The organism is Streptomyces sp. NPDC020917, from assembly GCF_044333795.1.
In the GTDB taxonomy this organism is placed as follows: domain Bacteria; phylum Actinomycetota; class Actinomycetes; order Streptomycetales; family Streptomycetaceae; genus Actinacidiphila.
The window spans coordinates 148,180-171,250 of record NZ_JBIRRR010000005.1; the positions used below are offsets into that span (position 1 = coordinate 148,180).

Annotated in this window: 16 protein-coding genes; 7 read left to right on the forward strand and 9 right to left on the reverse strand. The window is 72.3% G+C overall.

Translation table 11 applies throughout. The annotated features are described in order from the left end of the window. Positions 1 to 19 precede the first annotated feature (19 nt). Both ACH4TG_RS12915 and ACH4TG_RS12920 read right to left on the reverse strand, forming a co-directional pair. The gene (locus tag ACH4TG_RS12915) at positions 20 to 1,141 is read right to left on the reverse strand and encodes a lytic polysaccharide monooxygenase (protein WP_398242260.1); all 1,122 of its coding nucleotides are present in this window, start codon (positions 1,139 to 1,141) and stop codon (positions 20 to 22) included. A 168-nt stretch (positions 1,142 to 1,309) separates the two neighbouring features. Further along, entirely contained in the window at positions 1,310 to 2,257 is a 948-nt protein-coding gene (locus ACH4TG_RS12920) for a DUF5996 family protein (RefSeq protein WP_398242261.1), read from the reverse strand. 180 nt (positions 2,258 to 2,437) lie between these two features. On the opposite strand from ACH4TG_RS12920, the gene ACH4TG_RS12925 reads away from it, so the two are divergent. Then, complete coding sequence (locus ACH4TG_RS12925; protein ID WP_398242262.1) at positions 2,438 to 3,226, forward strand: oxidoreductase; 789 nt, start codon at positions 2,438 to 2,440, stop codon at positions 3,224 to 3,226. Between the two features lie 143 nt (positions 3,227 to 3,369). Further along, the gene (locus ACH4TG_RS12930) at positions 3,370 to 3,912 is read left to right on the forward strand and encodes a hypothetical protein (protein ID WP_398242263.1); all 543 of its coding nucleotides are present in this window, start codon (positions 3,370 to 3,372) and stop codon (positions 3,910 to 3,912) included. A gap of 60 nt (positions 3,913 to 3,972) precedes the next feature. Here ACH4TG_RS12930 and ACH4TG_RS12935 read toward each other — a convergent pair whose 3' ends face one another. The 4 genes from ACH4TG_RS12935 to ACH4TG_RS12950 form a co-directional block, all read right to left on the reverse strand. Next, positions 3,973 to 5,229 carry a globin domain-containing protein gene (locus ACH4TG_RS12935; protein ID WP_398242264.1) on the reverse strand — a complete coding sequence of 419 codons (1,257 nt, stop codon included), beginning with the start codon at positions 5,227 to 5,229 and terminating at the stop codon, positions 3,973 to 3,975. Between the two features lie 90 nt (positions 5,230 to 5,319). Continuing rightward, entirely contained in the window at positions 5,320 to 5,763 is a 444-nt protein-coding gene (locus ACH4TG_RS12940; protein ID WP_398242265.1) for an RrF2 family transcriptional regulator, read from the reverse strand. 206 nt (positions 5,764 to 5,969) lie between these two features. Further along, positions 5,970 to 8,612, reverse strand: a complete 2,643-nt coding sequence (locus ACH4TG_RS12945; protein ID WP_398242266.1) for a PA14 domain-containing protein — start codon at positions 8,610 to 8,612, stop codon at positions 5,970 to 5,972. Between the two features lie 338 nt (positions 8,613 to 8,950). Next, positions 8,951 to 11,485, reverse strand: a complete 2,535-nt coding sequence (locus ACH4TG_RS12950) for a CBM35 domain-containing protein (protein WP_398242267.1) — start codon at positions 11,483 to 11,485, stop codon at positions 8,951 to 8,953. A 755-nt stretch (positions 11,486 to 12,240) separates the two neighbouring features. Between ACH4TG_RS12950 and ACH4TG_RS12955 the strand changes: the two genes are divergently transcribed. The 3 genes from ACH4TG_RS12955 to ACH4TG_RS12965 are packed head-to-tail and all read left to right on the forward strand — an operon-like array spanning position 12,241 to position 15,976. Further along, positions 12,241 to 13,869, forward strand: a complete 1,629-nt coding sequence (locus tag ACH4TG_RS12955; RefSeq protein WP_398242268.1) for a cytochrome bc complex cytochrome b subunit — start codon at positions 12,241 to 12,243, stop codon at positions 13,867 to 13,869. Beyond that, positions 13,866 to 15,590 (forward strand): cytochrome c oxidase subunit I, encoded by a 1,725-nt coding sequence (ctaD, locus tag ACH4TG_RS12960; RefSeq protein ID WP_398242269.1) that lies wholly within the window; start codon positions 13,866 to 13,868, stop codon positions 15,588 to 15,590. Before ACH4TG_RS12955 ends, ctaD begins: the two co-directional genes overlap by 4 nt. Next, entirely contained in the window at positions 15,587 to 15,976 is a 390-nt protein-coding gene (locus tag ACH4TG_RS12965; protein ID WP_398242270.1) for a cytochrome c oxidase subunit 4, read from the forward strand. Before ctaD ends, ACH4TG_RS12965 begins: the two co-directional genes overlap by 4 nt. A 45-nt stretch (positions 15,977 to 16,021) precedes the next feature. Here the strand turns inward: ACH4TG_RS12965 and ACH4TG_RS12970 are convergent, their stop codons facing one another. Further along, a complete protein-coding gene (locus ACH4TG_RS12970) occupies positions 16,022 to 16,444 on the reverse strand; it encodes an SsgA family sporulation/cell division regulator (RefSeq protein WP_398242271.1) in 423 nt (140 codons plus the stop codon). An 882-nt stretch (positions 16,445 to 17,326) separates the two neighbouring features. Next, positions 17,327 to 18,244 (reverse strand): alpha/beta fold hydrolase, encoded by a 918-nt coding sequence (locus ACH4TG_RS12975; RefSeq protein ID WP_398242272.1) that lies wholly within the window; start codon positions 18,242 to 18,244, stop codon positions 17,327 to 17,329. Positions 18,245 to 18,323: 79 nt separating this feature from the next. Here ACH4TG_RS12975 and ACH4TG_RS12980 point away from each other — a divergent pair, with 79 nt between their 5' ends. After that, positions 18,324 to 18,995: a TetR/AcrR family transcriptional regulator gene (locus ACH4TG_RS12980; protein WP_398242273.1), complete on the forward strand. Its 672-nt coding sequence runs from the start codon at positions 18,324 to 18,326 to the stop codon at positions 18,993 to 18,995. 146 nt (positions 18,996 to 19,141) lie between these two features. Here the strand turns inward: ACH4TG_RS12980 and ACH4TG_RS12985 are convergent, their stop codons facing one another. Next, positions 19,142 to 21,673 carry a glycoside hydrolase family 2 protein gene (locus ACH4TG_RS12985; RefSeq protein WP_398242274.1) on the reverse strand — a complete coding sequence of 844 codons (2,532 nt, stop codon included), beginning with the start codon at positions 21,671 to 21,673 and terminating at the stop codon, positions 19,142 to 19,144. Positions 21,674 to 22,026: 353 nt separating this feature from the next. Here ACH4TG_RS12985 and ACH4TG_RS12990 point away from each other — a divergent pair, with 353 nt between their 5' ends. Beyond that, positions 22,027 to 23,007 (forward strand): ROK family protein, encoded by a 981-nt coding sequence (locus ACH4TG_RS12990; RefSeq protein WP_398242275.1) that lies wholly within the window; start codon positions 22,027 to 22,029, stop codon positions 23,005 to 23,007. Positions 23,008 to 23,071 lie beyond the last annotated feature (64 nt).

A 23,071-nucleotide genomic window follows, 5' to 3' on the forward strand; every position in this document is an offset into this window, starting at 1 on the left:
CGGCCGCGGGCCCGGCCCGTCAGGAGAACGTGCAGGTGATGGAGCCCTTGGGGAGGTTGACGCCGGTTGATGTCGCCGTGAAGCCGAACGTCGTGTTGCCGTCCGGCGCGATGGTGCCGTTGTAGCTGGCGTTCGTCACCTTCGCGGCTCCGCCGCTGACCGTCAGGTTGCCGTTCCACAAGGTGGTGATCGTCGTGCCGTCACCCGGCGTCCAGTCGACGGTCCACCGGCTCGTGGGCGAGGTGCCGTGGTTCATCACCTCGACCTCGCCCTGGAAGCCGCCGCTCCAGGCGTTGGTCACCGAGTACATGGCCATGCAGGAGTCCGAGCCGCCGGTGGGAGGCGTGGTCGGGGGCGTCGTCGGCGGGGTGGTGGGCGGCGTGGTCGGCGGCGTCGTGGGGGGTGTGGTCGGCGGCGTGGTGGTGCCGCCGTTGTGGATGCCGGTGACCTCGCCGTTGCCGCCGTCGAAGGCGATGTCGGAGCAGGAGAAGAAGTTCTCGTTGCTGTCCGAGCGGACCCACTGGATGAAGACCAGGGCGTCACCCGAGCGGCCCGAGGGCAGCGCCTGGTCCCAGTAGTAGTGGCCGCCGTCGGTGCCCGGCGAGCCCACCGAGGCAGGGTTGGTGACGCTGCCGATCTGGTCCAGGTCGGCCCAGGCCAGCGGGGTGGTCGGCGACCAGCCCTGCTTGGTGACGTACACCCGGAACGTGCCCGGGTGCGCCGCCCAGTTGCTGTACTGGAGCTGGATCGTCGACCCGGACGTCAGGTGGGTGCGCGGCCAGTCCTCGCGGGCCGCGCTGTAGGCGGAGAAGTCGTACGGCGACTTGTTGCCCGCACTGCAGAGAGTGCCGTCGGGCACGTAACCGTCGCCGCGGCCGGCCGCGTTGGAGTCCAGCACGGCGAACCAGTTGTACAGCGGGGTCGTGCCGCTCTGCGCGACCGCGGCCGCGCAGGCGGGGTTGGTGGGGTCGAGTGCGCCGGTGGCGGTCTGGGCGTCCTCGTAGCAGAGGTACGTACGGGAGCCGGGCATCATCGCGACGCCGTGCGCCTGGGCGGAGTTCTGGCCGAGCACGACCAGGCCGAGGGCCGCGACCAGCGTGGCGAGCCCTGCGAGCAGGGAGAGTGTCCTTCGCCTCTTCAAGGTGGGTGACCTTTCGGGCAGCGTCCCGAGGCCGTGGGCCACCGCGGCCGGGACCCCGGGGCGTGGTGGGGGGATGACAACATGGGAGCGCTCCCACATCTGACGCGAACATAACAGCCCGTCAGCAGCGTGTAAACAGGCCCCGCCAGGGCCGGACTCCGCGGGCCGCTAGCGGTGGCGGCTCCACCGCCCTGGGTCCTCCTCGAGGTTCGCCCGGTCCCACCGGCCGCACTCGGCGGCCGCGTCATAGGTGCTCTGCAGGAACTCCAGCACCATGGCGTCCGGGTCGGCGGCGGTGCGGACGGTCTCGTACGGCAGCAGGAACTCGCCCTCGTCACGGCTGTAGCGCGCCTCGCCCGCGGGGCGTACCGGGTAGTCGGCGAAGCCGTCCGGCTCGGGGTAGGCGTAGGAGTAGAAGAACCCCTCGGCGCCGGCGCTCGGCCAGAAGCCGCAGCTGCTCAGCTCGCGCGAGTAGGCCTCCTCCATCACCCAGGCGCCGACGTTCGGCGCGCCGCCGGGGTGGGGCGGCGCGGGGCGCCCGGAGAAGCGGGTGCAGGCCAGGTCCATCGCGCCCCAGAACAGGTGCACGGGGCTGGCCTTGCCGACGAAGCCCGCCCGGAACTCACCCAGGACCCGGTTGGCCTCCAGGAGCTGGCGCCAGAACAGGTGGGCGGCGCGGGCGTCGTAGGAGGCGTGCCGCTCGTCGTCGGCGAACGGGATCGCCGGCTCGACCTCGTTGGGGCTCGGCTGGAACTCCGACTCGATGCCGAGTTCGTCGAGCGCGCGCAGGGTCTCGCCGTAGAAGCGGGCCACCGCCTTGGGCTCCAGGCGCACGCTGCGGACGCCGCCGCCGTCCTCGCGGATGACCAACCGGTGGTCGATGAAGTCGAATTCGAGGTCGAAGGCGCCCGACCGGTACGGGATGGCCGAGGTGGTCAGGCCGCGCGGGCTGACGTACAGCGGAACCTGCCACCAGTGGTTGATCAGCGGTGCGTGGCTGAGGCGGACCTTGCCGACGATCTGCGCCCACATGTGCAGGGTGTCCCGGGTGTCGGACCAGTCGTCGACCCGCAGACTCGGCCATGCTGCCGCCGCGCGGCTGGACTGCTGTACCACCGAGCACCTCCCGGCCGATCACATAGCGAACATAACGGACATGATACCGGCCATGCGCCTCCCGCTCCCCCCGCGCGGCCCCCGGGACCGGGCGCTACGTTGAGGAGGCGGCCCACCGCCGGGCCGCCCGCCGTCGAACCACCCGAGGGTGCCCGCGGGCAGGAGGAGGCACGTACGGCCATGGACATGGAACTCGACGGCAGGACCGCCGTGGTGACCGGCGCGGGCAAGGGCATCGGCCTGGCGACGACGCGCGCCCTGGTGGACGCGGGCGCGCACGTCGTCGGCGGATCGCGCTCGCCCAGTCCGGAGTTCGAGGAACTGGTCGCGGCGGGTGACGCCACGTTCGTCCAGGGCGACCTGAGCGTGCCGGCAGGACCGGCCGCCCTGGTCGCGGCGGCGCTGGAACGCGGCGGGGTGGACGTCCTCGTCAACAGCGTCGGCGCGGTCACGCCCCGGCCGGACGGCTTCCTCGCCATCGGCGACGACGACTGGGACAGCGCGTGGACGCTCGGCCTCATGGCCGCCGTCCGCACGACGCGCGCGGCGGTCCCTGCCATGGTGGAACAGGGCCGCGGCGTGATCGTCATGATGGGTTCGGTGAACGCGTTCCTGCCCGATCCGCTGGTGCTGGACTACTCCGTGGTGAAGGCGGCGCTGACCAACCTCGCCAAGGGCCTGTCGAAGGAACTGGGCCCCCGGGGCATCCGCGTGCTCTCGGTGAGCCCCGGCCCGGTGGAGACGGACCTGTGGCTCGGGGAGAGCGGCGTCGCCAGGACGATGGCGCACCGCACCGGCGGGCAGCCCGAGGACATCGCCGCCTCGGCCGTGGCCGACACGCCCCTGGGCCGTTTCAGCACCCCGCGCGAGGTCGCCGACCTGGTCACCTTCCTGGCGAGCGGCCGCGCGGCGAACATCACCGGCGTGGACGTGACCGTCGACGGCGGGATGATCGCGACCATGCGCTGACCTGCAACGACGGTCCAGGCCCCGGTCGCCCGGATCACTCTGGTGGCCGGATGGCCGGGTTGGTCTTGTAATGGAACGTGCGGCCTGCGGGCGGGGAGGCCGCGGTCCACCCTCCGAGGCGAAACGGATCTGGAGGACTTCTCGTGAAGCACCGCACCCGCGCGTTCATCGCGATGACCGGAACCGCATTCCTCCTCTCGACCGCCGGCGCGGCGTACGCCGCCGGCGGCAGCCAGAGTGCGCTGAGCGCACACACACCGCAGTCCGTGGCGGCCACCTCCACCTCCAGTGCGACGGTGTCCACCAAGTCCGGCCCGCTGGGCACGGTCCTGGTCAACAGCAAGGGCGACACGCTCTACCTGTTCCAGGCGGACAAGACGAGCACTTCCACCTGCAACGGCAACTGCGCCAAGCAGTGGCCGCCGCTGACGACGACCGGCACGCCGACCGCCGGAGGCGGCGTCAACAGCAGCAAGCTGTCGACCACCACCCGCAGCGACGGCACGAAGCAGGTGACCTACAACGGCCACCCGCTCTACACGTTCACCGGTGACTCCAAGGCCGGCCAGATGAACGGGCAGGGTCTCACCCTGTTCGGCGCCAAGTGGTACGTCGTCGGCACCAACGGCAACGCCGTCACCAAGGCACCGTCCTCGACGTCGTCGCCGGGCACCGGCGGCTACTGATCCGCCCCTTCCCCGCGGGGGCCGCCCCGGCCGTGCGCCGGGGCGGCCCCCGTCGCCCGCTCAGGCGTCCGCGGGCAGCCCCGAGGTGCGCCACAGGTCGGGGCCGAAGACCTCGTAGTGGACGGCCGCCGGATCCAGCCCCTTGGCGAGCAACTGGCCGCGCACCGCGCGCATGAAGGGCAGCGGCCCGCACAGGTAGGCGGTGGTCCCCGGCGGCAGGTCGAGGCCGGCCAGGTCGGCGCGGCCCTCGTGCACCGGATGGCCGGCCCACCCCTCGGGCCGGTCGCCGTCCGCACCGGGCGCCGTGCCGTCCAGGTCCTCGTACCACACGTGCAGCGTGGCGTTGGGCAGGTGGAGGACGCGCTCGGCCTGCTCGACGCGGTGCGCGTGGTCGGCGGGCGAGCGGTCGGCGTGCACGACGGTGACGGACCTGCGTGAGGACGTCAGGGCGAGCCGGTCGAGCATGGACAGCATCGGGGTGACACCGATACCGGCGGAGGCCAGCAGCACCGGGCCGTCGCCGTCGGGCAGCACGAGGTCGCCGAAGGGCCGCGAGACCCGCAGCAGTCCGCCCTCGCGGGCGTGCGCGTGCAGCCAGCCGGATACCTCGCCGTCGGGCAGCGTGTCTCCGGTCGCGCGCTCGCGCTTCACGGTGATCCGCCAGGTCTTGCGGTCGGGCGCGGACGAGAGGCTGTACTGACGGATCTGGCGTGCGCCGTCCGGCAGTTCGACCTGCACGCCGACGTACTGGCCGGGCAGGAACGCCTCGGTGGGCAGCCCGTCGAGCCGGCGCAGCGTGAGGGAGACCGCGTCGGCGGACTCGGCGGTCCGTTCGGCGACCTCCATGTCGCGCCAGACGTCGCCGTCCGCGACCTCGGCCCGCGCGTACAGCTGGGACTCGCGGGCGATGAGCGCGTTCGCCATCAGCCAATACACCTCCTGCCAGGCCGCCGCCACCTGCGAGGTCACGGCGTCGCCCAGCACCTCGGCCACCGCGTCCAGCAGATGGCGGCCCACCAGCGCGTACTGGTCGGCGGTGACGCCGAGGGAGGCGTGCTTGTGGGCGATGCGGCCGAGGATCGCGTCGGGACGCTCGCCGGGCCGGCCGACCAGGAGCGAGGCGAACCCGGCGACGGCGCCGGCCAGCGCCTGGCGCTGCGTGCCGCTCGCCTGGTTGGCCCGGTTGAAGAGGTCGCGCAGCAGCTCGGGCCGCTCGTCGAACAGGCGGCGGTAGAACGCCTCGGTGACGGCGTCGAGCGACCCGGCCACGGCCGGGAGGGTGGCGCGGACGACCGGCAGGGACTCTGCGGACAGCACAGAGGACTCCTTATCTGCATCTGAGATGCCAATTAAAGGGCGCGGGCAGTCCGGAGCGCGGTGGGGCGTGCCACCAGGGGACCGCCGCGGTCAGGGGTGGTGCGGGCCGGTGAGGGACAGCAGGACGGGGCCGGTCGGGGAGGCGACCAGGTCCTGGACGGTGAATCTGTCCAGCGAGGCGTAGAAGGCCCGCTGGGCCTCCCTGAAGGCGTGTCGCAGCCGGCAGCCGCCGGCCAGCGGGCACGGGTTCGCACCCTCGCAGGCGACCGCCTCCCGGTCGCCCTCCAGCTCTCTGATCAGCTCACCGACCCGGGCCGACCGACCGCGGTCGGTCAGCGAGAGACCGCCGCCGCGGCCGCGTCGCGACTCGACGACTCCCAGGTGCTGCAGGTGGGCGATCGCCTTCGCGGTGTGCGTGTACGGCACGCGCATCGCCTCCGCGATCTCCCGGGTCGTCAGCAGTGCGCGGCCGTCGGTGACCGCCAGGCGCATCACGGCGCGCAGTGCCAGATCGGTGTACTTGGTCAGCTGCACGCACAGCAGGTTATCGAATGCACATCTGAGATGCATATTCAGGAGGGGTGACTCCCGCCACGCGCGCGGCCCGCCGCCGCGCGACACCGCCGCCCGGCCGACGGCCCGCGGACGCGCCAGGTCCGGCGGCACCGAGGGTGCCGCCGGACCTGGAGGGTGCCGCCCCGGACGGGGCGGTCAGGGTCTCGCGCCCTGCCGGAACAGGGCTAGGACTGGCCCGCCGCGGAACCTGCCGCGATGAGCTTGAGGTTGATGTCCCGGACCGGGCCGGGCTGGACCTTCACGACCGCGCGGTCGTACGTCACCAGCCCGTTCAGCTCGCCCTCGACATCGCTGATCTGCGTGTACACCGAGCCGGACAGGCTGCCGGCCGCGCCGGGCAGCAGCTGGCTGGTGTTGGCGACGTAGTCCTGCGTCAGCTCCTCGATGGTCGAGGCGTCACCGCCGTAGTTCTGGCCGCCGGAGACGCCCAGGATGTGGCCGGGGATGTTCAGCGAGTACCCGCCGTGCTCACCGTCCACGGCCGCCCGTGTCGCGTCCGGGGACGGCGACGCGGGTCCGTGGTACAGGTGGTAGTCGATCAGGTCACCGCGTCCCGAATCCCCCTTCGAGGCACAGCAGTTGACGCCGGACGCCGGGTCGACGAGCCGGCTCGGGTCCTGCTGCTTGACCGCGTCCGCCAGCGCCCCGGTGGCCGCCTTGGTCTTCTCGCCCCAACCCTCGTTCGTCATGGTCCAGATGACGATGGACGGGGTGCTGATGTGCTGGTCGACGATCTCGTGGACCTGATCGGTGAACGCCTGGTCGCTCGCCGCGGTCGCGTTCCCGGCCGCATTGCGGCTCGGCATGTCCTGCCAGACCATCAGGCCGAGCTTGTCGGCCCAGTAGTACCAGCGCGCGGGTTCGACCTTGATGTGCTTGCGCACCGCGTTGAAGCCGAGCTGCTTGTGCAGTTCCAGGTCGGACTTCAGGGCCGCGTCGGTCGGGGCGGTGTAGATGCCGTCGGGCCAGAAGCCCTGGTCGAGCGTGGCCAGCACGTACGTGGGCTTGCCGTTCAGCTCGATCTTGTTGACACCGCCGACCTTGCCGACCGAGATCGAGCGCATGCCGAAGTAGGAGCCGACCTCGTCGTGCCAGCGCCCCTGCCCCACCATGACCTTGAGGTCGTACAGGAAGGGGTGGTCAGGGCTCCACAGCTCCGGATGCGGGATGGCCAGCCGCAACTGGGTCCCGACGGTGCCGATGACGGTGCCCACGGGCTTGTGGTCCGCGTACGCGGTGGCGACCACCCGGGTCGAGGCGGGCGTGCCGGCCGACGGGCGGACGGTCACCGCCAGGGACTGGTCCGCGACGTTCGGCGTGAGCACCAGGGAGTCGACGCTCGCCTCGGGCACCGGCTCCAGCCACACGGTCTGCCAGATGCCGGAGGTCGGGGTGTACCAGATGCCGCTCGGGCTGCGCGACTGCTTGCCGGTCGGCGTCTGGTCGTCCGTGGTGTCCTTCACCTTCAGCAGCACGGTCTGCGGGCCGGTCTGCGTGACGGCGTCGGTGACGTCGGCGGTGAACGCCTCGTACCCGCCGACGTGGTGGGCGACCTGCTTGCCGTTGACGTAGACCCAGGTCTCGTAGTCCACGGCACCGAAGTTCAGGTGCAGCCGGTTGCCCGAGCCGATCTGCCAGTTGGCGGGCACGGTGAAGGTGCGCTGGTACAGCGACCAGTCGTGGTGCGCGGCGACGCCGGACAGCGGCGCCTCCATCGGGTACGGCACCAGGATCTTGCCGCTCAGCGCTCCGCTGGGCAGCGCGGCGTTCTCGTCGGTGGCCTGGAACTGCCAGGTCCCGTTGAGGTTCTGCCACTTCTCACGCGTCAACTGCGGCCGCGGGTAGTCGGGCAGCGCGTTCGTGGGGCTGACGTCCTTGGCCCACTTGGTGGCGAAGTACCAGGTGGAGTTGTTGGTCGCCAGACCGGAGAACAGCGGGACGGGACCGGCGGCCGTGGTCAGCCCGCCCAGCCCGTCGTAGCTGATCCGCACCTTCGAGTGCAGCGAGGCGGGGATGTCGGAGTCCCCTGCGGTCAGCAGCAGTTGGGAGGAGTTGGCGGGGTTCACGGACACCCCGGGCGTCCACCGGCTGCTGCCGGCGATGACGGCCAGGTGCTTGCCGATGTCCGAGGGCACCGAGGTGACCGCACCGGGCAGCTGCACGGTCGCCGTCTTGCCCGAGGAGTTGACCGTGGCGTCGACGGTGGGCGGCGTGAAGCCGGCCGGCAGGTGCAGGGCGGAGTCGGGGATCGCCTGCCGGGTGATCCCGGGGCCCGTCCACTCGGTCTTGATGTACGCCCCGCCGTTGCCCTGGTTGTAGTCGAACGCCAGGGAGTGCATGCCGGCGGTCAGCGTGATCGGCTGGGACGTCGTCTGCACGTCCCAGTCGGTCGTCCAGTGGTCGATCACGCTGGAGCCGTCGAGCGACATCCGGAACCCGTTGTCGCCCTTGATGTAGAACGTGTACGTCCCGTCCGCCGGGACGTCGAGCTGGCCCGTCCAGTGCGCGGCGACGTTCAGGGTGGAACCCGCGTAGTCGCGCAGGGTCGGGAGCAGATCGGGGACGTTCAGGGACGGTTCGACACCGGTGCTGCTGTACTGGGCGAAGTCCAGTGACGTGGCGTCGGAACTCAGGTAGTAGTCCCCGCGCAGGCCCTGGGGGGTGTCGGCGGCTGCGGCCGCGGACCCGGCGGACGACGCCTGAAGGGCGCCGGCGGTTGACGGGGTGAGCAGTGCCGCGCCCAGCAGCAGGGGCACCAGGGCGGCCAGTCGGCGTCGTTGCAGTAGGCGGATTCTGCCTGATCTCACTGCGGATACACCTCTCCGTGGGAGAACTCGGCGTCCAGGAACAGCGGAGGTGTGTGTGCCTCCGCCATCTTTCTAACGTTGGAAAAGCTGGACCGGAAGAATGAAACCAGGGCCGTGGAGCGGCGTCTACCCCCTGTGCAAGGCCTGTGTGGAGATGACCGCGCCGGATTCTGCCGTGGATGTGTGAGTGCTGCTCACCCCATGCAGTACGGGGTGACCTGCCGTCAAGTCCCGGTGACCGACGCGCCGATCGGTCCGCTCCACGGCGCATGGTTTTCTCTTCATCGTTGGAAATTACCGGCGGGTCAGGCCCTTCGTCCCGCCGGGCGGGACGGCGCTCAGGGCTTGATCGTCACGACCGCGCGGTCGCCCGCGCCCGCGCTGACGGTGACACTGAACAGCTTGGTCGCCGCGTCGTAGCCGACGGTCCCGACACTGCCGTTGGTGGCGGCGGCGCTGGGCTTGCGCGGCGCGTAGCCGTGCAGGGTGACCGGCCCCTCCCCCGCGGCGAACGCGACGGTGGCGTGCACGGTGCCGTCGTCGCTCAGGTGCTCCAGGCGCTTGCCGCCGTGCGCCACGAACTTGCCCTTGTCGCCGAGGAAGGCGATGCCCGACGGGCCGACCGGGGCGACCACCCAGTACGTTCCCTCGGTGACCCCGGCGCTGACCTGGCCGCCCTTCTTGACCAGGGTGCCGTTGCCGGCGAAGTAGTCGTAGACGTAGGCCGATCCGGTCTCGCCGATCTCGGCGAGGGTGAACGAGGCGTTCTGGGACATCCCGGTGGGCACCGTGCCCTGGGTGACGCCGAGCCAGTCGATGTTGCCGCCGCTGGCCCCGGTGGCGGTCGCCCGCACGGTGTTGCTGCCGGCGTCGAGGGTGGCGGTCAGGCCGACGACGCTCCACTTGTTCCACCAGCCGGTCGAGGGGAACGACAGGTTGCCGGAGTCGCCGCCGTTGACGGAGATCGCCAGCGGGCGGTCGGTGAACGAGGCGTTGGCGTACCGGAACTGCAGCGTGTAGGTGCCCGCTGCGGGCGCGTCCACGGTCCACTCGACGTAGTCGCCGTCCGCGTGCTGGTAGTCGGCGAATCCGGTGCCGGTGTACCCGCCGTTGTCCTTGCCGACGACGACCCCCGACAGCGTGGCGTTCTCGGCCTGGTAGACCTTCTGCGGCGCGGCGAACTGCCGTGCGTAGGCGAAGACGTAGCGGTACGTCAGCCCCGGGTGCGCGGCGTGCGTGGAGGCCACCATCGCCGGCATCGTCCCGGCGCCCTCGCCGACGTAGGTCGAGTCGGTCGGCACGATCGGCACGTCCGGCTTGACGATGATCCCGTCGGGGCGCACCGCCTGGAACAGATGGCCGGCGTTGACCTTGCCGAGCGCGTCGCCGACGCCGACCGGTCCGGCCGAAAGCGTCGCCAGCAGGAGGTTGTCGAGCTCGCCGCTCATGAACACGTCCACCCACGGCCACACGCCCAGCGCGCCGGCGAACTGCGAGTCGTAGAGGAACATGTCCCACTTCGGCTTGTCGAAGCGGTCGTCGCTGACCCGGATGGTCGTGAGGTTGGGGTAGCGGACGGTCTGCAGGTAGTCGCGCGGCAGTGCCATGCAGTACTGCATGTCCATACCGCCGACCGCGGCGTGGTGCGCCATGTTGTCGAAGAACTGGTCGGCGTCGGTGAGGTTCTCGGCGGGCTTGGCGTTGTTGCACAGCCAGTCCTGCTCGTAGACGACGACCCCGCCGTCCTTGAGGTAGTCCATGACGCTCTGCCAGTACGCCGGGTCGATGACAACGTTGTTGGAGAACTGGTACTGGCCGTGGTACGGGCTGGACTTGTCCATCCAGCGGGCATGGGTGACCAGCGGCATCCCCAACTGCTTCTGGAATGCGGACAGTCCGTCCGGGAACAGCTGCTTGTCCGCCTCGTACAGGGACGTTCCGTCGGGCAGGTCGTTCCAGTCGGCGTTCGGGCCCTTGGGGTACCACCAGCTGTCGAGCTGCATGTAGCCCATCGGGATCTGCTGGGACGCCCACTCGTCGCGGACCGCCAGCAGCGTGCCGGTGTAGCCCTTGGACTGGTCGAACTTGTAGTAGTAGTCCGCGCCGTTGTCGGTCCAGTAGCCGAGGGTGCTGAGGATGACACCCGCGTCGTTGGCCGGCAGCGGCTTGCCCGCGAGCCGGGTCAGCACGGAGCCCCACGCGCGGTGGGCGGCGCCGACGCCGGCCTTGGCCGACAGGATCGTCTGCCGGGTGTAGCCGGCCGGCAGGGTGGCCACCGAGCTGATCACGCCCGCGGTGATCGAGCCGTCCGACGCCTGCGAGGTCTGCGCCTCCTGGAAGTGGTTCGCCGCCGACAGGATGAAGGTGCCGCCCTGGTCGTCGAAGAACACCCACGGGCTGTCCGAGGCACCGGCGAAGGTGTTGAACTGGAACCGGCCGAAGCAGTCGCTGTGGCTCAGCTGGTGCGCGAGCTTCGGGTAGGCGGTGAAGGTCGGGAACGGGCTCCCGTTCGCACCGGCCTTGACGTAGGTGTCGGTGAAGACGATGGAGGACGCGCCGTTGTACACGCGGATGCCGCCCTTGCGCGCGCCGGACTGGAAGGTGAACGTGGTCTCGGTGTACGAGCCCACCGCGTCGCTTCCCGAACCGGTGGTGATGCCGGTGGCCGCGGAACCGACCGATCCGCTGAAGGTCCAGCCCAGCACGCTCGCCTTCACCTGCCAGGCGCCCGACGCGTTCACCGTTGCCTTCAGGTCCTTGGGCCCGGTCGAGTTCGCGCTCGCCTGGCCGGCCGCTCCGGCCAGGGGCAGGGCCAGGGCCGCGGATCCGACGCCGGCGACCCGGAGGAAGTCGCGGCGGTTGAGTCCGGTCATGAGTGGTGCTCCTCGTCTCGTTGCGGCGCAGCGGAACCGGCAGTGCTCCGCTGACGTGTCGTCGAAGCCGCGGCCGCGGGCGCGTCGCGCCGGGGCGGCGGCAGGAGGCGGTGCTCGTCACGGAAGAGCCGGAAGAACGTTGGAACGGGCGGTCGGCCGTGCCCGGCGTGCCTGTCCGGCGCACGGAGATGCCCTTCGCCCAGCGAGGGGGATGTGGGGCACAGTGTGCTGTCGTGTTTCTTTTGGGGTCAAGCCTCATGACAAAAGAACAGTTCTCAACATTCCGGTTCCAACGACAAGCCGCAGGCCGGGGGCCCTTCACGGCCTGAAGGGTCGTGGCGGATCCCTCCGGCGGTTCATCCATCTGAACCGTTCAATGGGTAACTCTGGGCGCCGCCATGGGCGTTGCCGCGGGGCAGCAGGGTTGACCGTCACGCCCCGCCGCGACTAGCGTCACCTCCCGTCACGGTTCACAGTGCCGATTCAAATTCACGTACATGACCGTCGGGAGGGTCCCGGATGCCTTCGCCGCACTCGCGGAGGCACGTGCCGTCCGGGGCCCCGCCCGTCCGACTCGCCGGCGCCGGTCGCACGAGGGGGTGGGCTTCCCGCGACCCGGTGCGGATGTCGGCCTATTGGAGTGTTCCGGTGAATGTCTCCGGCGCGGCGCCCCGATCTCCCCCCGCTGGGGGCCCGTTGACGATGGTGTCGGTCCACATGGTCGCCGGTGGGCTGGAGGCGGGTAGCGCGTGGCGGTGCTGTTCAGGAGGCGCAGGGAACAGGCGCACCGGGTCGCGCGTGAGGCCGCGTCGACCGGGTTCGACGTCCTCGACCGCCGGCTGCCGCTCGCCGAGGCCGTCAAGCAGCTGCTGCGCAAGGCCTTCCCCGACCACTGGTCGTTCCTGCTCGGCGAGATCGCGCTGTACAGCTTCGTCGTGCTGCTGCTCACCGGGTCGTGGCTGACGCTGTTCTTCGAGCCCGGCACCCACCAGGTCGTGTACGAGGGCGGTTACGTCCCCCTCCAGGGGGTGCGGATGTCGCAGGCGTACGCGTCCACCCTGCACATCAGCTTCGGTGTGCGCGGCGGGCTGCTGATGCGGCAGATGCACCACTGGGCGGCGGTCGTCTTCGTCGCCGCGATCGGCGTACACATGCTGCGGGTCTTCTTCACCGGGGCGTTCCGGCGGCCGCGCGAGGGCAACTGGATGACCGGCATCACGCTGCTCATCCTGGCCCTGCTGGAGGGCTTCGCCGGCTACTCGCTGCCCGACGACCTGCTGTCGGGGACGGGCCTGCGCACCGCCAACACGATCGTGGAGTCGATCCCGGTGGTGGGCACGTACCTGGCGTTCTTCCTCTGGGGCGGCGCCTTCCCGGGGACGCTGCTCAACAGCCGGCTGTACATCGTGCACGTGCTGTTCGTGCCCGGGCTGCTGATCGCCCTGGTGACGGTGCACCTGTTCCTGGTGGTGTACCTCAAGCACACGCAGTGGGCCGGGCGCGGCCGCACCAACCGCAACGCCGTCGGCCAGCCGATGTTCCCGCAGTTCACCGCGAAGACGACCGGCCTGTTCCTGAGCGTGTTCGGGGTGCTCACCGTGCTGGGCACCCTGGCGCAGGTCAACCCGGTGTGGCTGTACGGCCCGTTCCGCGCCGACCAGGCGAGCACGGACGCCCAGCCGGACTGGTACGTGGGGTTCCTGGAGGGCGCGCTGCGGCTGATGCCGCCCTGGGAGACCAGCGTCGCCGGCCACACCGTCAGCTGGAACGTCCTGCTGCCGGCGGTGGTCCTGCCCGGGGTGCTCTTCGGGCTGCTGTTCCTCTACCCGGTGTTCGAGCGCTGGCTGACCGGGGACGTCGGCGAGCACCACCTGTGCGACCGGCCGCGGGACAAACCCGTCCGCACGGCCTTCGGCGTCGCCGGCATCGTCTGGTACGGGGTGCTGCTGCTGGCCGGCGGCAACGACGTCGCCGCCTTCGCCTTCCACGCGTCGGTGAACGCGCTGACCTGGATCCTGCGGGTGGCCCTCTTCGTCGCCCCGGTGCTGGCGTTCATGGTGACCAAGCGGTTCTGCCTGGCCCTGCAGGCGCACGAGCGGCGGCTGCTGACCCGGGGGCGGGAGACCGGTGAGGTGCGGCAGACCGTCTACGGCGGGATCGAGCCGGGCCACGCCCCCGTCTCCACCGGGCGCCTGTACCGCTTCCTGGTCCGCGACCTGCCGCGGCCGATCCCGGCGCCCCGCGGCGAGGCGCCGCGCCATGTCCGGCTGCGCTCCGCGCTGTCCCGGTGGTACTTCGGCCGCCGGGTCACGCTCGCCCCCACGCTCAACGAGTCGGAGCACGTCAAGGAGATCCAGGCACAACCGGATCGGAGATCGTCATGACCGACGTCCGCCCGCAGGCCCCCGCAGCCACCGAGGAGGAGCCCGAGGGCGTCGACCACGGCAGCCGGTTCGGGAACCGCCTGCTGGGCTGGGTGACCACCACCGACCACAAGGTGATCGGGAACCTGTACCTGGTGACGGCGTTCTGCTTCTTCCTGTTCGCCGGGCTGCTGGCGATGGGGATGAGGGCCGAACTCGCCCGGCCCGGGCTGCAGTTCTGGAGCGAGTCCCAGTACAACCAGCTGGTCACCATCCACGGCACGGTCATGATGCTGCTGTTCGCCACACCGATGTTCGCCGGCTTTGCCAACGCGGTGATGCCCCTGCAGATCGGCGCACCGGACGTGGCCTTCCCCCGGCTGAACGCGCTGACGTACTGGCTGTTCCTCTTCGGTGCGCTGATGGTCGTCTCCGGATTCGTGGTGCCCGGTGGCGCGGCGTCGTTCGGCTGGTTCGCGTACGCGCCGCTCAACAGCGCCGTCTTCTCCCCGGGTTCGGGCGGCGACCTGTGGGCCATGGGCCTGGTCCTCGCGGGCCTGAGCACCACGCTCGGGTCGGTCAACTTCGTCAGCACCATCGTGTGCCTGCGCGCGCCGGGGATGACGATGTTCCGGATGCCGATCTTCACCTGGAACGTCCTGTTCACCTCGATCCTGGCGCTGCTGGCCTTCCCGGTACTGGCCGCCTCGCTGCTCTGCCTGGAGGCCGACCGGCGGTTCGGCGCGCACATCTTCGACGCGGCCAACGGCGGCGCGATCCTGTGGCAGCACCTGTTCTGGTTCTTCGGGCACCCCGAGGTCTACATCGTGGCCCTGCCGTTCTTCGGCGTGGTCAGCGAGATCATCCCGGTGTTCAGCCGCAAGCCGATGTTCGGGTACATGGGCATGGTCGGCGCCACCATCGCCATCACCATGCTGTCGGCCACCGTGTGGGCGCACCACATGTTCGCCACCGGCATGGTCCTGCTGCCGTTCTTCTCCCTGATGTCGTTCCTGATCGCGGTGCCGACCGGGGTGAAGTTCTTCAACTGGATCGGCACGATGTGGCACGGCAGCCTGTCCTTCGAGACGCCCATGCTGTGGTCGGCCGGCTTCCTCGTCACCTTCCTGCTCGGCGGGCTCAGCGGCGTGCTGGTGGCGTCGCCGCCGCTGGACTTCCAGGTCACCGACACCTACTTCGTCGTGGCCCACCTGCACTACGTGCTCTTCGGGACCGTGGTGTTCGCGATGTTCGGCGGCTTCTACTTCTGGTGGCCCAAGTGGACCGGGCGGATGCTCGACGAGCGCCTGGGCAGGATCCACTTCTGGACGCTCTTCGTCGGCTTCCAGACCACGTTCCTGGTCCAGCACTGGCTCGGCGAGGAGGGGATGCCGCGCCGGTACGCCAACTACCTGGTGGCCGACGGCTTCACCACGCTCAACACCATCTCCACCATCGGCGCGTTCCTGCTGGGGCTGTCCACCCTGCCGTTCCTCTACAACGTGGCGAAGACCGCACGGCAGGCGCCGATGGTCGGGGTCGACGACCCGTGGGGCTTCGGCCGCTCGCTGGAGTGGGCCACCTCGTGCCCGCCGCCGCGGCACAACTTCACCTCGCTGCCGCGGGTGCGCTCCGACTCCCCCGCCTTCGACCTGCACCACCCCGAGACGGCGCGGATCCCGCTGCCGCAGACCCCGCCGGGGCAGGCCACCCCGGACACCTACGGAGAGGCCCGCCCGTGAAGACCGAGGCGTACCTGTTCGCCGGAGTGGCGGTGTTCTTCCTCGTCACCGGCGCGATCTACGGGGCGTGGTCGCGCGAACCGGCGGGCAGCGCGGCGCTCGCCGTGGCGTTCCTGATGGCGTCGGTCATCAGCTTCTTCTTCACCCAGAACTACCGGCGGCGCGGCGCCCGGCCCGAGGACGACCGGTCGGGCGAGATCGCCGACCGCAGCGGCCCGCTGGGCTTCTTCCCCGCCAGCAGCCCCTATCCGCCGCTCACCGGCCTGGGCGCCGCGGTCACCGCGCTCGGCGTCGTCTTCGGCCTGTGGCTGTTCCTGCTGGGCTTCGGCCTGCTCGGCTCCGGCGTCGGCGGCATGGTCTTCCAGTACATCCACCGCGGGGAGTAGCCCGGGCCGCCGGCCGGACGCCCCGGGCCGGTTCACCGGGTTCGTTCAGGCGCCGGTCATGATCTCCGCGAGCGCCGCGTCGAGGGCGGCCCCGACCCGGTCCGCGTCGCACCCCTGCCGACCCCGCAGGGCGCGGACGAAGGCCGCCACCTCCTGCCTCGGCAGCCGGACGCGGACGCCGAACGACGGCGCGAGCGCGACCTCGACCCCGTGGAACCCCTCGGTGGCCGGGCTCACCCGGACCTCGCCCTCCCCGGTGGGGGCCACCAGGCCGGCGGTCAGCAGGTCCCAGGCGAAGGTCCAGCGCACCTCCTCGCCGTCGGGGCCCATCAGCACCATCGTGACGGCGAGCGGGTCCGACGCGCGGTAGACGAACTCGACGGGGAGGAACGCCATCGACTCGCCGGTGACGTCCACCAGTCCGACCGTGCTCAGCCGCACGGGCTCTGACTCGTCGGCAGGGAACATCCGCCGCTCCTCTCCCACGCTTCCGCCCGGCGGTCCTTCCGGACGCGGTACGGAGTCCGGAACTCCAGCCACTTTCGCGAGGCGGCTTGCCACTCAACCGGCTTTCAAACCAACGGATTTGCCCGAGCGGACGGCGCCGGTCAGGGTCAGGGGCCCCGGGCGGCACGGTCACGTCCGAAAGATCCCCTTCCGGTGGATCGGGCATGCCGACACGCCCAGGCGTGCGGGGAGGGGCCGCGGGAGGGTCGCCCTCGCGCGCCGGTTGCCGGTGCCGGATCCGTCACGGAGCGGTGTCACCTCCGGACGGGGATCCGGTGGGGACCGCGCCTGCGAGTGCGGCCGCGGTGGCGGTGGCGGTGGCGGTGGCGGTCGACTCGATCATGTGCCGCTCCCGTCGCGCGCGCTGCCGCCCGACCGTGGGCGCCGGGTCGTGCGCCGAGGCGGCCCCGGCGTGGCGGACGCCGAACCTGGCGCAGGGCGGCGCCGAGCCCGGGCCCGCACCCGCGGCCGGCACCGGCCTCACCACCCGGTGGGCGGTCGCTGTGCGCGCGGTCGGCGTTGCGGCGACTGCCCGCCCCGGCCGGTCCTTGCCGGTCGGCTGACGCCACGCCGGCCGGCGGCTGAGCGCATCTGCCACATTCACCTGGTGCCTCCTGGTCTGCGCCGTGCCGCGCGTGCTCGTGCAAGCACCCTGCGGGCGGCGGCGCCCCCGGTCGACGGTGCCCCGGCTGCCCGGCGTCACGCGGTGGGGGTGCGCCCGCGCGCGGGACGGCCGCCCGGCGTGCGGTCCGGCGGGCCCGTTCCCGCCTTCCACCCCACCCCGGACCCGGACCCGCGGCCAGCCGTGGGCCCCCATCGGAGGTCCCGGTCCCCGCGGGGGCCTCAGCCGAGGGCGGGCCCGGCGGCGTGCTGCTCGTCCACGCGGTCGGCGAGGTCGCGCAGCCGGTCGGCGTAGGCGGTCCAGACGTCGCCGAGAAGCAGGTGGCCGACGCCCGGCATGACGCTCAGCCGGGCTCCGGGGACGGCGGCGGCGATGGCGCGGGCTGCCGCCACCCGCAGCAGCGGGTCCTGATCGCCGTGCAGCACCAAGGTGGGCGCCGTGACATCGGCGAGCGGGCCGCCGTGCCACTTCGCGCCGACCTGCCGGCTCTGCGCCCTGGCGTCGCGGAAGCCGGTGACGTGGTGCGCGGCTTCCCGGTCCACGAAGTCCCGCACGTCCTCGGCGCCGACCTGGCGGCCGGGCGCTACCAGGAGGCGGGCGACGGCCAGCGCCAGGTCGAGGTTGCCCTGCGGGGTGTCGGGGTGGTGCAGCATCGCGAAGCGGGGCAGCCGCCCGAGCCGCAGGTAGCGCAGGACCTTCAGGCCACGGGCGTCGCTGGGCACGGCCGAGGAGGTGGCGAGGGTCAGGACGCGTTCCGGGTGGCGGATCGCGGTGCGCTGGGCGACCAGGCCGCCGAGCGAGTGGCCGAAGAGATGGGCGCGCTGCCAGCCGAGGGCGTCGAGCACCGCGACGGCGTCGTCGGTGAGGTCCTCCGCGCTGTACGCCGGGGCCGTCCGGCGCAGCAGCGCCCGGAACGGCGCGCCCTCGCGCCGGTCCGGCAGGTGGGTGGACTGGCCGGCGTCGCGCTGGTCGTAGGCGACGACGTGGAAGCCGCGGCGCACGAACTCCGCCACCAGTCCGGCCGGCCACCAGAACCGGGTGGTGCCCAGGCCCATCACCAGCAGCAGCGGGTCGCCGCCCGCCCCGCCCAGGTCCTCGAAGGCGATCCGTATGTCTCCGTTGTGCGCGAACCGTGGCATCGCACGCCCTTCCTTTCGCAAACGTCGTTCGCGAACACCGTATGCGAAAGTTAGGGTGGCGGCAACGAAGGAGGTGGCCGTGGCCGGACAGCAGGACCCGGTGATCTGGCTGCGGCCGGAGCATGCGCCCGTGGGCCGCCCGGCCGAGCGCAGCCGTGCCGAGATCACCGCCGCGGCGGTGGAACTCGCCGACCGCGAGGGCCTGGCGGCCGTCTCCATGCGCCGGGTCGCCGGGGCCCTCGGCACCGGAGCGGCCTCGCTCTACCGCTACGTGGCCACCCGCGACGACCTGCTCGACCTGATGACCGACAGCACGGCGGGCGAGTACGAGCTGCCCGCGCCGAGCGGCGACTGGCAGGCCGACCTGCTGCAACTCGCCCACCAGACACGGCGGATCATGCAGCGCCACCCGTGGCTGCCGGCCCAGGTCATCTCCCGCCCGGCCCTCGGCCCGCACGGGATCGACGTCCTCGAGCACGTCCTCGGCGTGCTCGCCGGCCACCCGGCCGCACCCTCCCGCAAGCTCGAGGCGTTCGCCCTGCTCAACGCCCTGACCGCGTCCTACGTCCAGAACGAGCAGGCCGCCGCCGACCCCGGGGCGCAGCGCTCCCTGGCCTACCTGCACCATGTGGCCGCCGCCGGCAGCCACCCGCGGATCGCCGCGCTGCTGACCGCGGCCCCGCCCGAGGGCGACTCCGGCGACCGCTTCGCCGCCGTCCTCACCCGAGCCGTCGCCGGGGTCCTCGGGTGACGTCCGCCGCGGTCCTGGGCTGACGCCTGGTCAGCGGGCCCGGACGCGCGGGATCCCGGCGGAGCCGCGCAGGCGGAGGACCGGCACGGCGCCAGGCCGTTGGCGCGGGGCCCGGTCCGGCTGCCCGCGCGGCCCGGCCCGGTCGGTCATGAGACCGTCCGCCCCGCAGCCGTGCCCGTCGCGGCCTCATCGGGGGCCGCCGGCACCGCCGTTGCCGCACCCGGGCCTGCGTTCACGCAGAACAGCGCGCCGGGCACGGCCTGCGCGTCGGGCGCCGGCCAGCCGGTCACGGTGTGGGTGACCTGCTCGCCGGGCAGCAGGGTGGCCCGGCCCTGGTCGGTGACCGCCGACGGATGGAGCCGGTCGGCCTGCAGCACCAGGTCGCGCACCAGGGTCCGCGCCGTCACGGTGATCCGCGCCGTGCCGTCGTCGGCCGTCACGTCGATGCGGTAGTCCGCGGCCGGGTAGGCGAAGTCCTTGTCCACCGCGGCGAAGTGGACGGCGCGCAGGCCCTGGCAGTCGGCGATCCAGAACTCCTTGCCCGGGTCCGCGTCCCGCACCAGGTCCTCGGGAACGCGGGCGCGCGCCACCGCGCGGGGCCCGGCGGCCAGCAGCACGCCGGCTCGGGCGGCCACCGTCCCGTCGGCCCGCACCCGCAGCAGGTCGACGGGCGCCTGCCACGCGGAGGCGGACTGGTTGACCGCCGCGACCTCCAGGCCCTCGGGCGTGTCCTGCAGCGTGAGGAGGCGGTCGGCGTACAGGCGGCGCAGCTCGAACCACAGCGGCTTGAGGCGCCCGTCGCCATCGACAGCGGCCCAGGACGTCACCGGCCAGCAGTCGTTGAGCTGCCAGACCACGGTCCCCGCGCACAGCGGCCAGTGGGCCCGCCAGTGCTCGATGCCGGTGGCGACCGCCCGCGCCTGGGTGAGCTGGGTCAGGTAGTGCCAGCTGTCGAACGACTCCGGTGCGGCGAAGTACGGTGCCAGGCCGCGGTCCAGCTTGCCGTTGCCGTCCTCGGCCTTCTGGTGGTGCCGCATGCCGGGCGAGTCGGGTGCCAGCGGGCGGTCGCCGACCGCCCGCAGGAGGGTGGCGAGTGCGGGCGGCGCCTGCCAGCCGAACTCCGCGACGAAGCGCGGGACGCCGGCCAGATAGTCGGTGTAGGGGCGGCGGTTCCACTCCTCCCACAGATGAGTGGTGCCGTGCCGCGGGTCGTTGGGGTGCAGGTCCTCGCGTCCCGACCAGGGAGAGCCGGGCCAGTACGGGCGGGTCGGGTCGAGTTCCGCGACGATCCGCGGCAGCAGGTCGAGGTAGTAGCCGCGGCCCCAACTGGCGCCCGCCAGCTCGTCCTTCCATCCCCAGTCCTCGTGGCCCCACAGGTTCTCGTTGTTGCCGTTCCACAGCACCAGGGACGGGTGCGGCATCAGCCGCACCACGTTCTCCCGCGCCTCGGCCTCGACCTCGGCGGGCAACGGCCCCTCCTCCGGATAGGCGGCGCAGGCGAACGGGAAGTCCTGCCAGACCATCATGCCCAGCTCGTCGCAGGCGTCGTAGAACGCCTCGTCCTCGTAGATCCCGCCGCCCCACACCCGCACCAGGTCGACGTTGGCCGCCTTGGCCTGCTCCAGCCGGGCGCGGTACCGCTCGGGGGTGACCCGCGAGACGAGCGCGTCGTCGGGGATCCAGTTCACCCCGCGGGCGAAGACCGGCACGCCGTTGACGACGAACCGGAACGCGGAGCCCGACTCGTCGGCCGCGGTGTCGAGTTCGACCGTGCGGAAGCCCACGGTCCGCCGGCGGCGGTCGAGCGGCTGCGCGGACGCCGCGTCGTCCAGCGTCACGTCGAGCGGGTAGGTGTCCTGGGCGCCGAGGGTGTGCGGCCACCAGAGCTTCGGGGCGGGGACGGTGACGGAGACGTCGACGGTGTCCTGGCCGGCCGGCAGCACGGCCTCGGCCCGGCGGCCGGCGATCGCGGCGGCGACGCGCAGGTCCCGGTCGCGGCCGCCCGCGGTGCGCTCGACGGTCACGCGCGCGGTGACCGTGCCGTCGCCGTCCACCACGCGGACCTGGGGGGCCACCGCGGCCAGCCGGGCGGTGCTCCAGTGCTCCAGGCGCACGGGGCGCCAGATGCCGGCGGTGACCAGGGTGGGTCCCCAGTCCCAGCCGAAGCTGCTGGCCATCTTCCGCACGTAGTTGAAGGGTTCGGGGTAGGCGTTGGGCCGCGGCCCGAGCTTCTCCCGCAGCGCCTCGGCCTCGGTGTACGCGGAGGTGAAGGCCACGTCCAGCCGCGCCTCTCCCCCGGACAGCGGCGCGGTGACGTCGAAGCGGTAGCCGCGGTGCATGTTCCGCGTGGCGCCGATCCGGGTCCCGTCGAGCGTGATCTCGGCGACCGTGTCCAGGCCGTCGAAGACGAGGTCGGTGCGCTCGTGCGCGCCACCGGCCGGCGGGAGGCGCGTGCTGTAGGCCCAGTCGGTGCGCCCCACCCAGGCCACCTGCTCCTCGTTGGCGTCCAGGTAGGGGTCCGGCAGGGCCCGGGCCGCCATCAGGTCGGTGTGCACGCAGCCCGGCACCTGTGCGGCGAAGACCCGGCCGGCCACCTGCGCCGGCACCTGCTCGGGGCGGTCGGGCGAGGGCAGCGCCCGCAGCGTCCACGGTTGGGGCAGGGCAGATGCGACCAGCATGAAGACTCCCGAAGTACGGCGAACAGCGCTCGACGGCGCCCCTGTTCCCATCCGCTGCCGGTCCGCACCGGGTCCTGCCGGGGCGTCCCGGTCGCGGTGCGGGCCGTGCGGACGCCCGCGGCGGCTGCTCGGCCGAGCCCGCGGGCCGGGTCCGGTGGGCGGCCTGCCGTCAATGTAGGCGGTCGGACCCTCGCTGTCCATTAACCGGTCAAGTTATGCTGGGCCGCCCTGCCCGTCACCGGGTGGCACCGGCCGGTTGCCGACGCATGGCACGGCCGGCCCCACCGGCACTCCCGCCCACCTGGCCGCATCCGGCTGCGAGGCCGCTGACGGCCCCCGAGAAAGGCCCCGACATGCCATCGCACTCCCCCGCAGCGAGCCCTGCCGCCCACTCCGTCACCAGCACCGCCGGCCCGCTCACCGCGGCCCTGGACATCGGCGGGACGAAGATCGCCGCCGCTCTGGTGGCCGCCGACGGGCAGGTCCTCGCCAGGGCCCGGCGGTCCACCCCGCAGACCACCCGCGCCGAGACCGTGCAGGCCGCCGTCACCGCCTGCCTCGCCGAACTCGCGGACCACTCCGGCTGGGGGTACGTCCGGGCCCTCGGTGTCTGCAGCGCCGGCCCCGTCGACTGCGCCGCGGGCACCGTCAGCCCCGTCAACATCCCCGCCTGGCGGGAGTATCCGCTGGTCAAGACGCTGCGTCAGCTGCCCGCCGCGGCCGGGCTGCACACCGTCCTGTGCGGCGACGCCGTCGCCATGACCGCGGCCGAGCACCGGTACGGGGCCGCGAAGGGCCGCGTCAACGCGCTGTGCATGGTGGTGTCCACCGGCGTCGGCGCGGGGCTGGTGCTGGACGGCGCGGTGCGGCCGGGCCCCACCGGCAACGCGGGCCATCTCGGGCACGTCAGCGTGGACCTTCACGGGGAGGTCTGCCCGTGTGGCGGCCGCGGGTGCCTGGAGCGGCTGGCCTCCGGCGGGGCGATCACCCGCCACGCCCTGGCCGCGGGATGGCTTCCGCCGCAGGGCCGCACCCCGGCGACCGCCGACGTCGCCGGCGCCGCACGGGCCGGCGACCCCGCGGCGCTGGCCGCCTTCGACCGGGCCGCCCGCGCCCTGGCCGCGGGCATCGCCGGCTGCGCCACCCTGCTGGAACTGGAGGTCGCGGTGCTCGGCGGCGGCGTCATGTCCGCCTCCGACCTGCTCGTTCCCGCCGTCCAGCGGCATCTGACGCGGTATGCGGCCCTGCCGTTCGCCCGTACCGAGATCAGGACCGCGGCCCTGGGCGGCGACGCGGGCCTGGTCGGGGCGGCGGCACTCGCCCGGCCCAACTGAAGCGTTACAGGTCAGAAAGCCACAGGTCAGATCCCCACAACAGGAGTCAAGAGGCTCGCACTTC

What these genes read in the sequence shown, in the direction of transcription:
- ACH4TG_RS12925 (WP_398242262.1), top strand. Translation starts at nt 2,438, where the DNA reads ATGGACATGGAACTCGACGGCAGGACCGCCGTGGTGACCGGCGCGGGC.
- ACH4TG_RS12950 (WP_398242267.1), bottom strand. Translation starts at nt 11,485, where the DNA reads ATGACCGGACTCAACCGCCGCGACTTCCTCCGGGTCGCCGGCGTCGGA.
- ctaD (WP_398242269.1), top strand. Translation starts at nt 13,866, where the DNA reads ATGACCGACGTCCGCCCGCAGGCCCCCGCAGCCACCGAGGAGGAGCCC.
- ACH4TG_RS12970 (WP_398242271.1), bottom strand. Translation starts at nt 16,444, where the DNA reads ATGTTCCCTGCCGACGAGTCAGAGCCCGTGCGGCTGAGCACGGTCGGA.
- ACH4TG_RS12975 (WP_398242272.1), bottom strand. Translation starts at nt 18,244, where the DNA reads ATGCCACGGTTCGCGCACAACGGAGACATACGGATCGCCTTCGAGGAC.
- ACH4TG_RS12985 (WP_398242274.1), bottom strand. Translation starts at nt 21,673, where the DNA reads ATGCTGGTCGCATCTGCCCTGCCCCAACCGTGGACGCTGCGGGCGCTG.
- ACH4TG_RS12990 (WP_398242275.1), top strand. Translation starts at nt 22,027, where the DNA reads ATGCCATCGCACTCCCCCGCAGCGAGCCCTGCCGCCCACTCCGTCACC.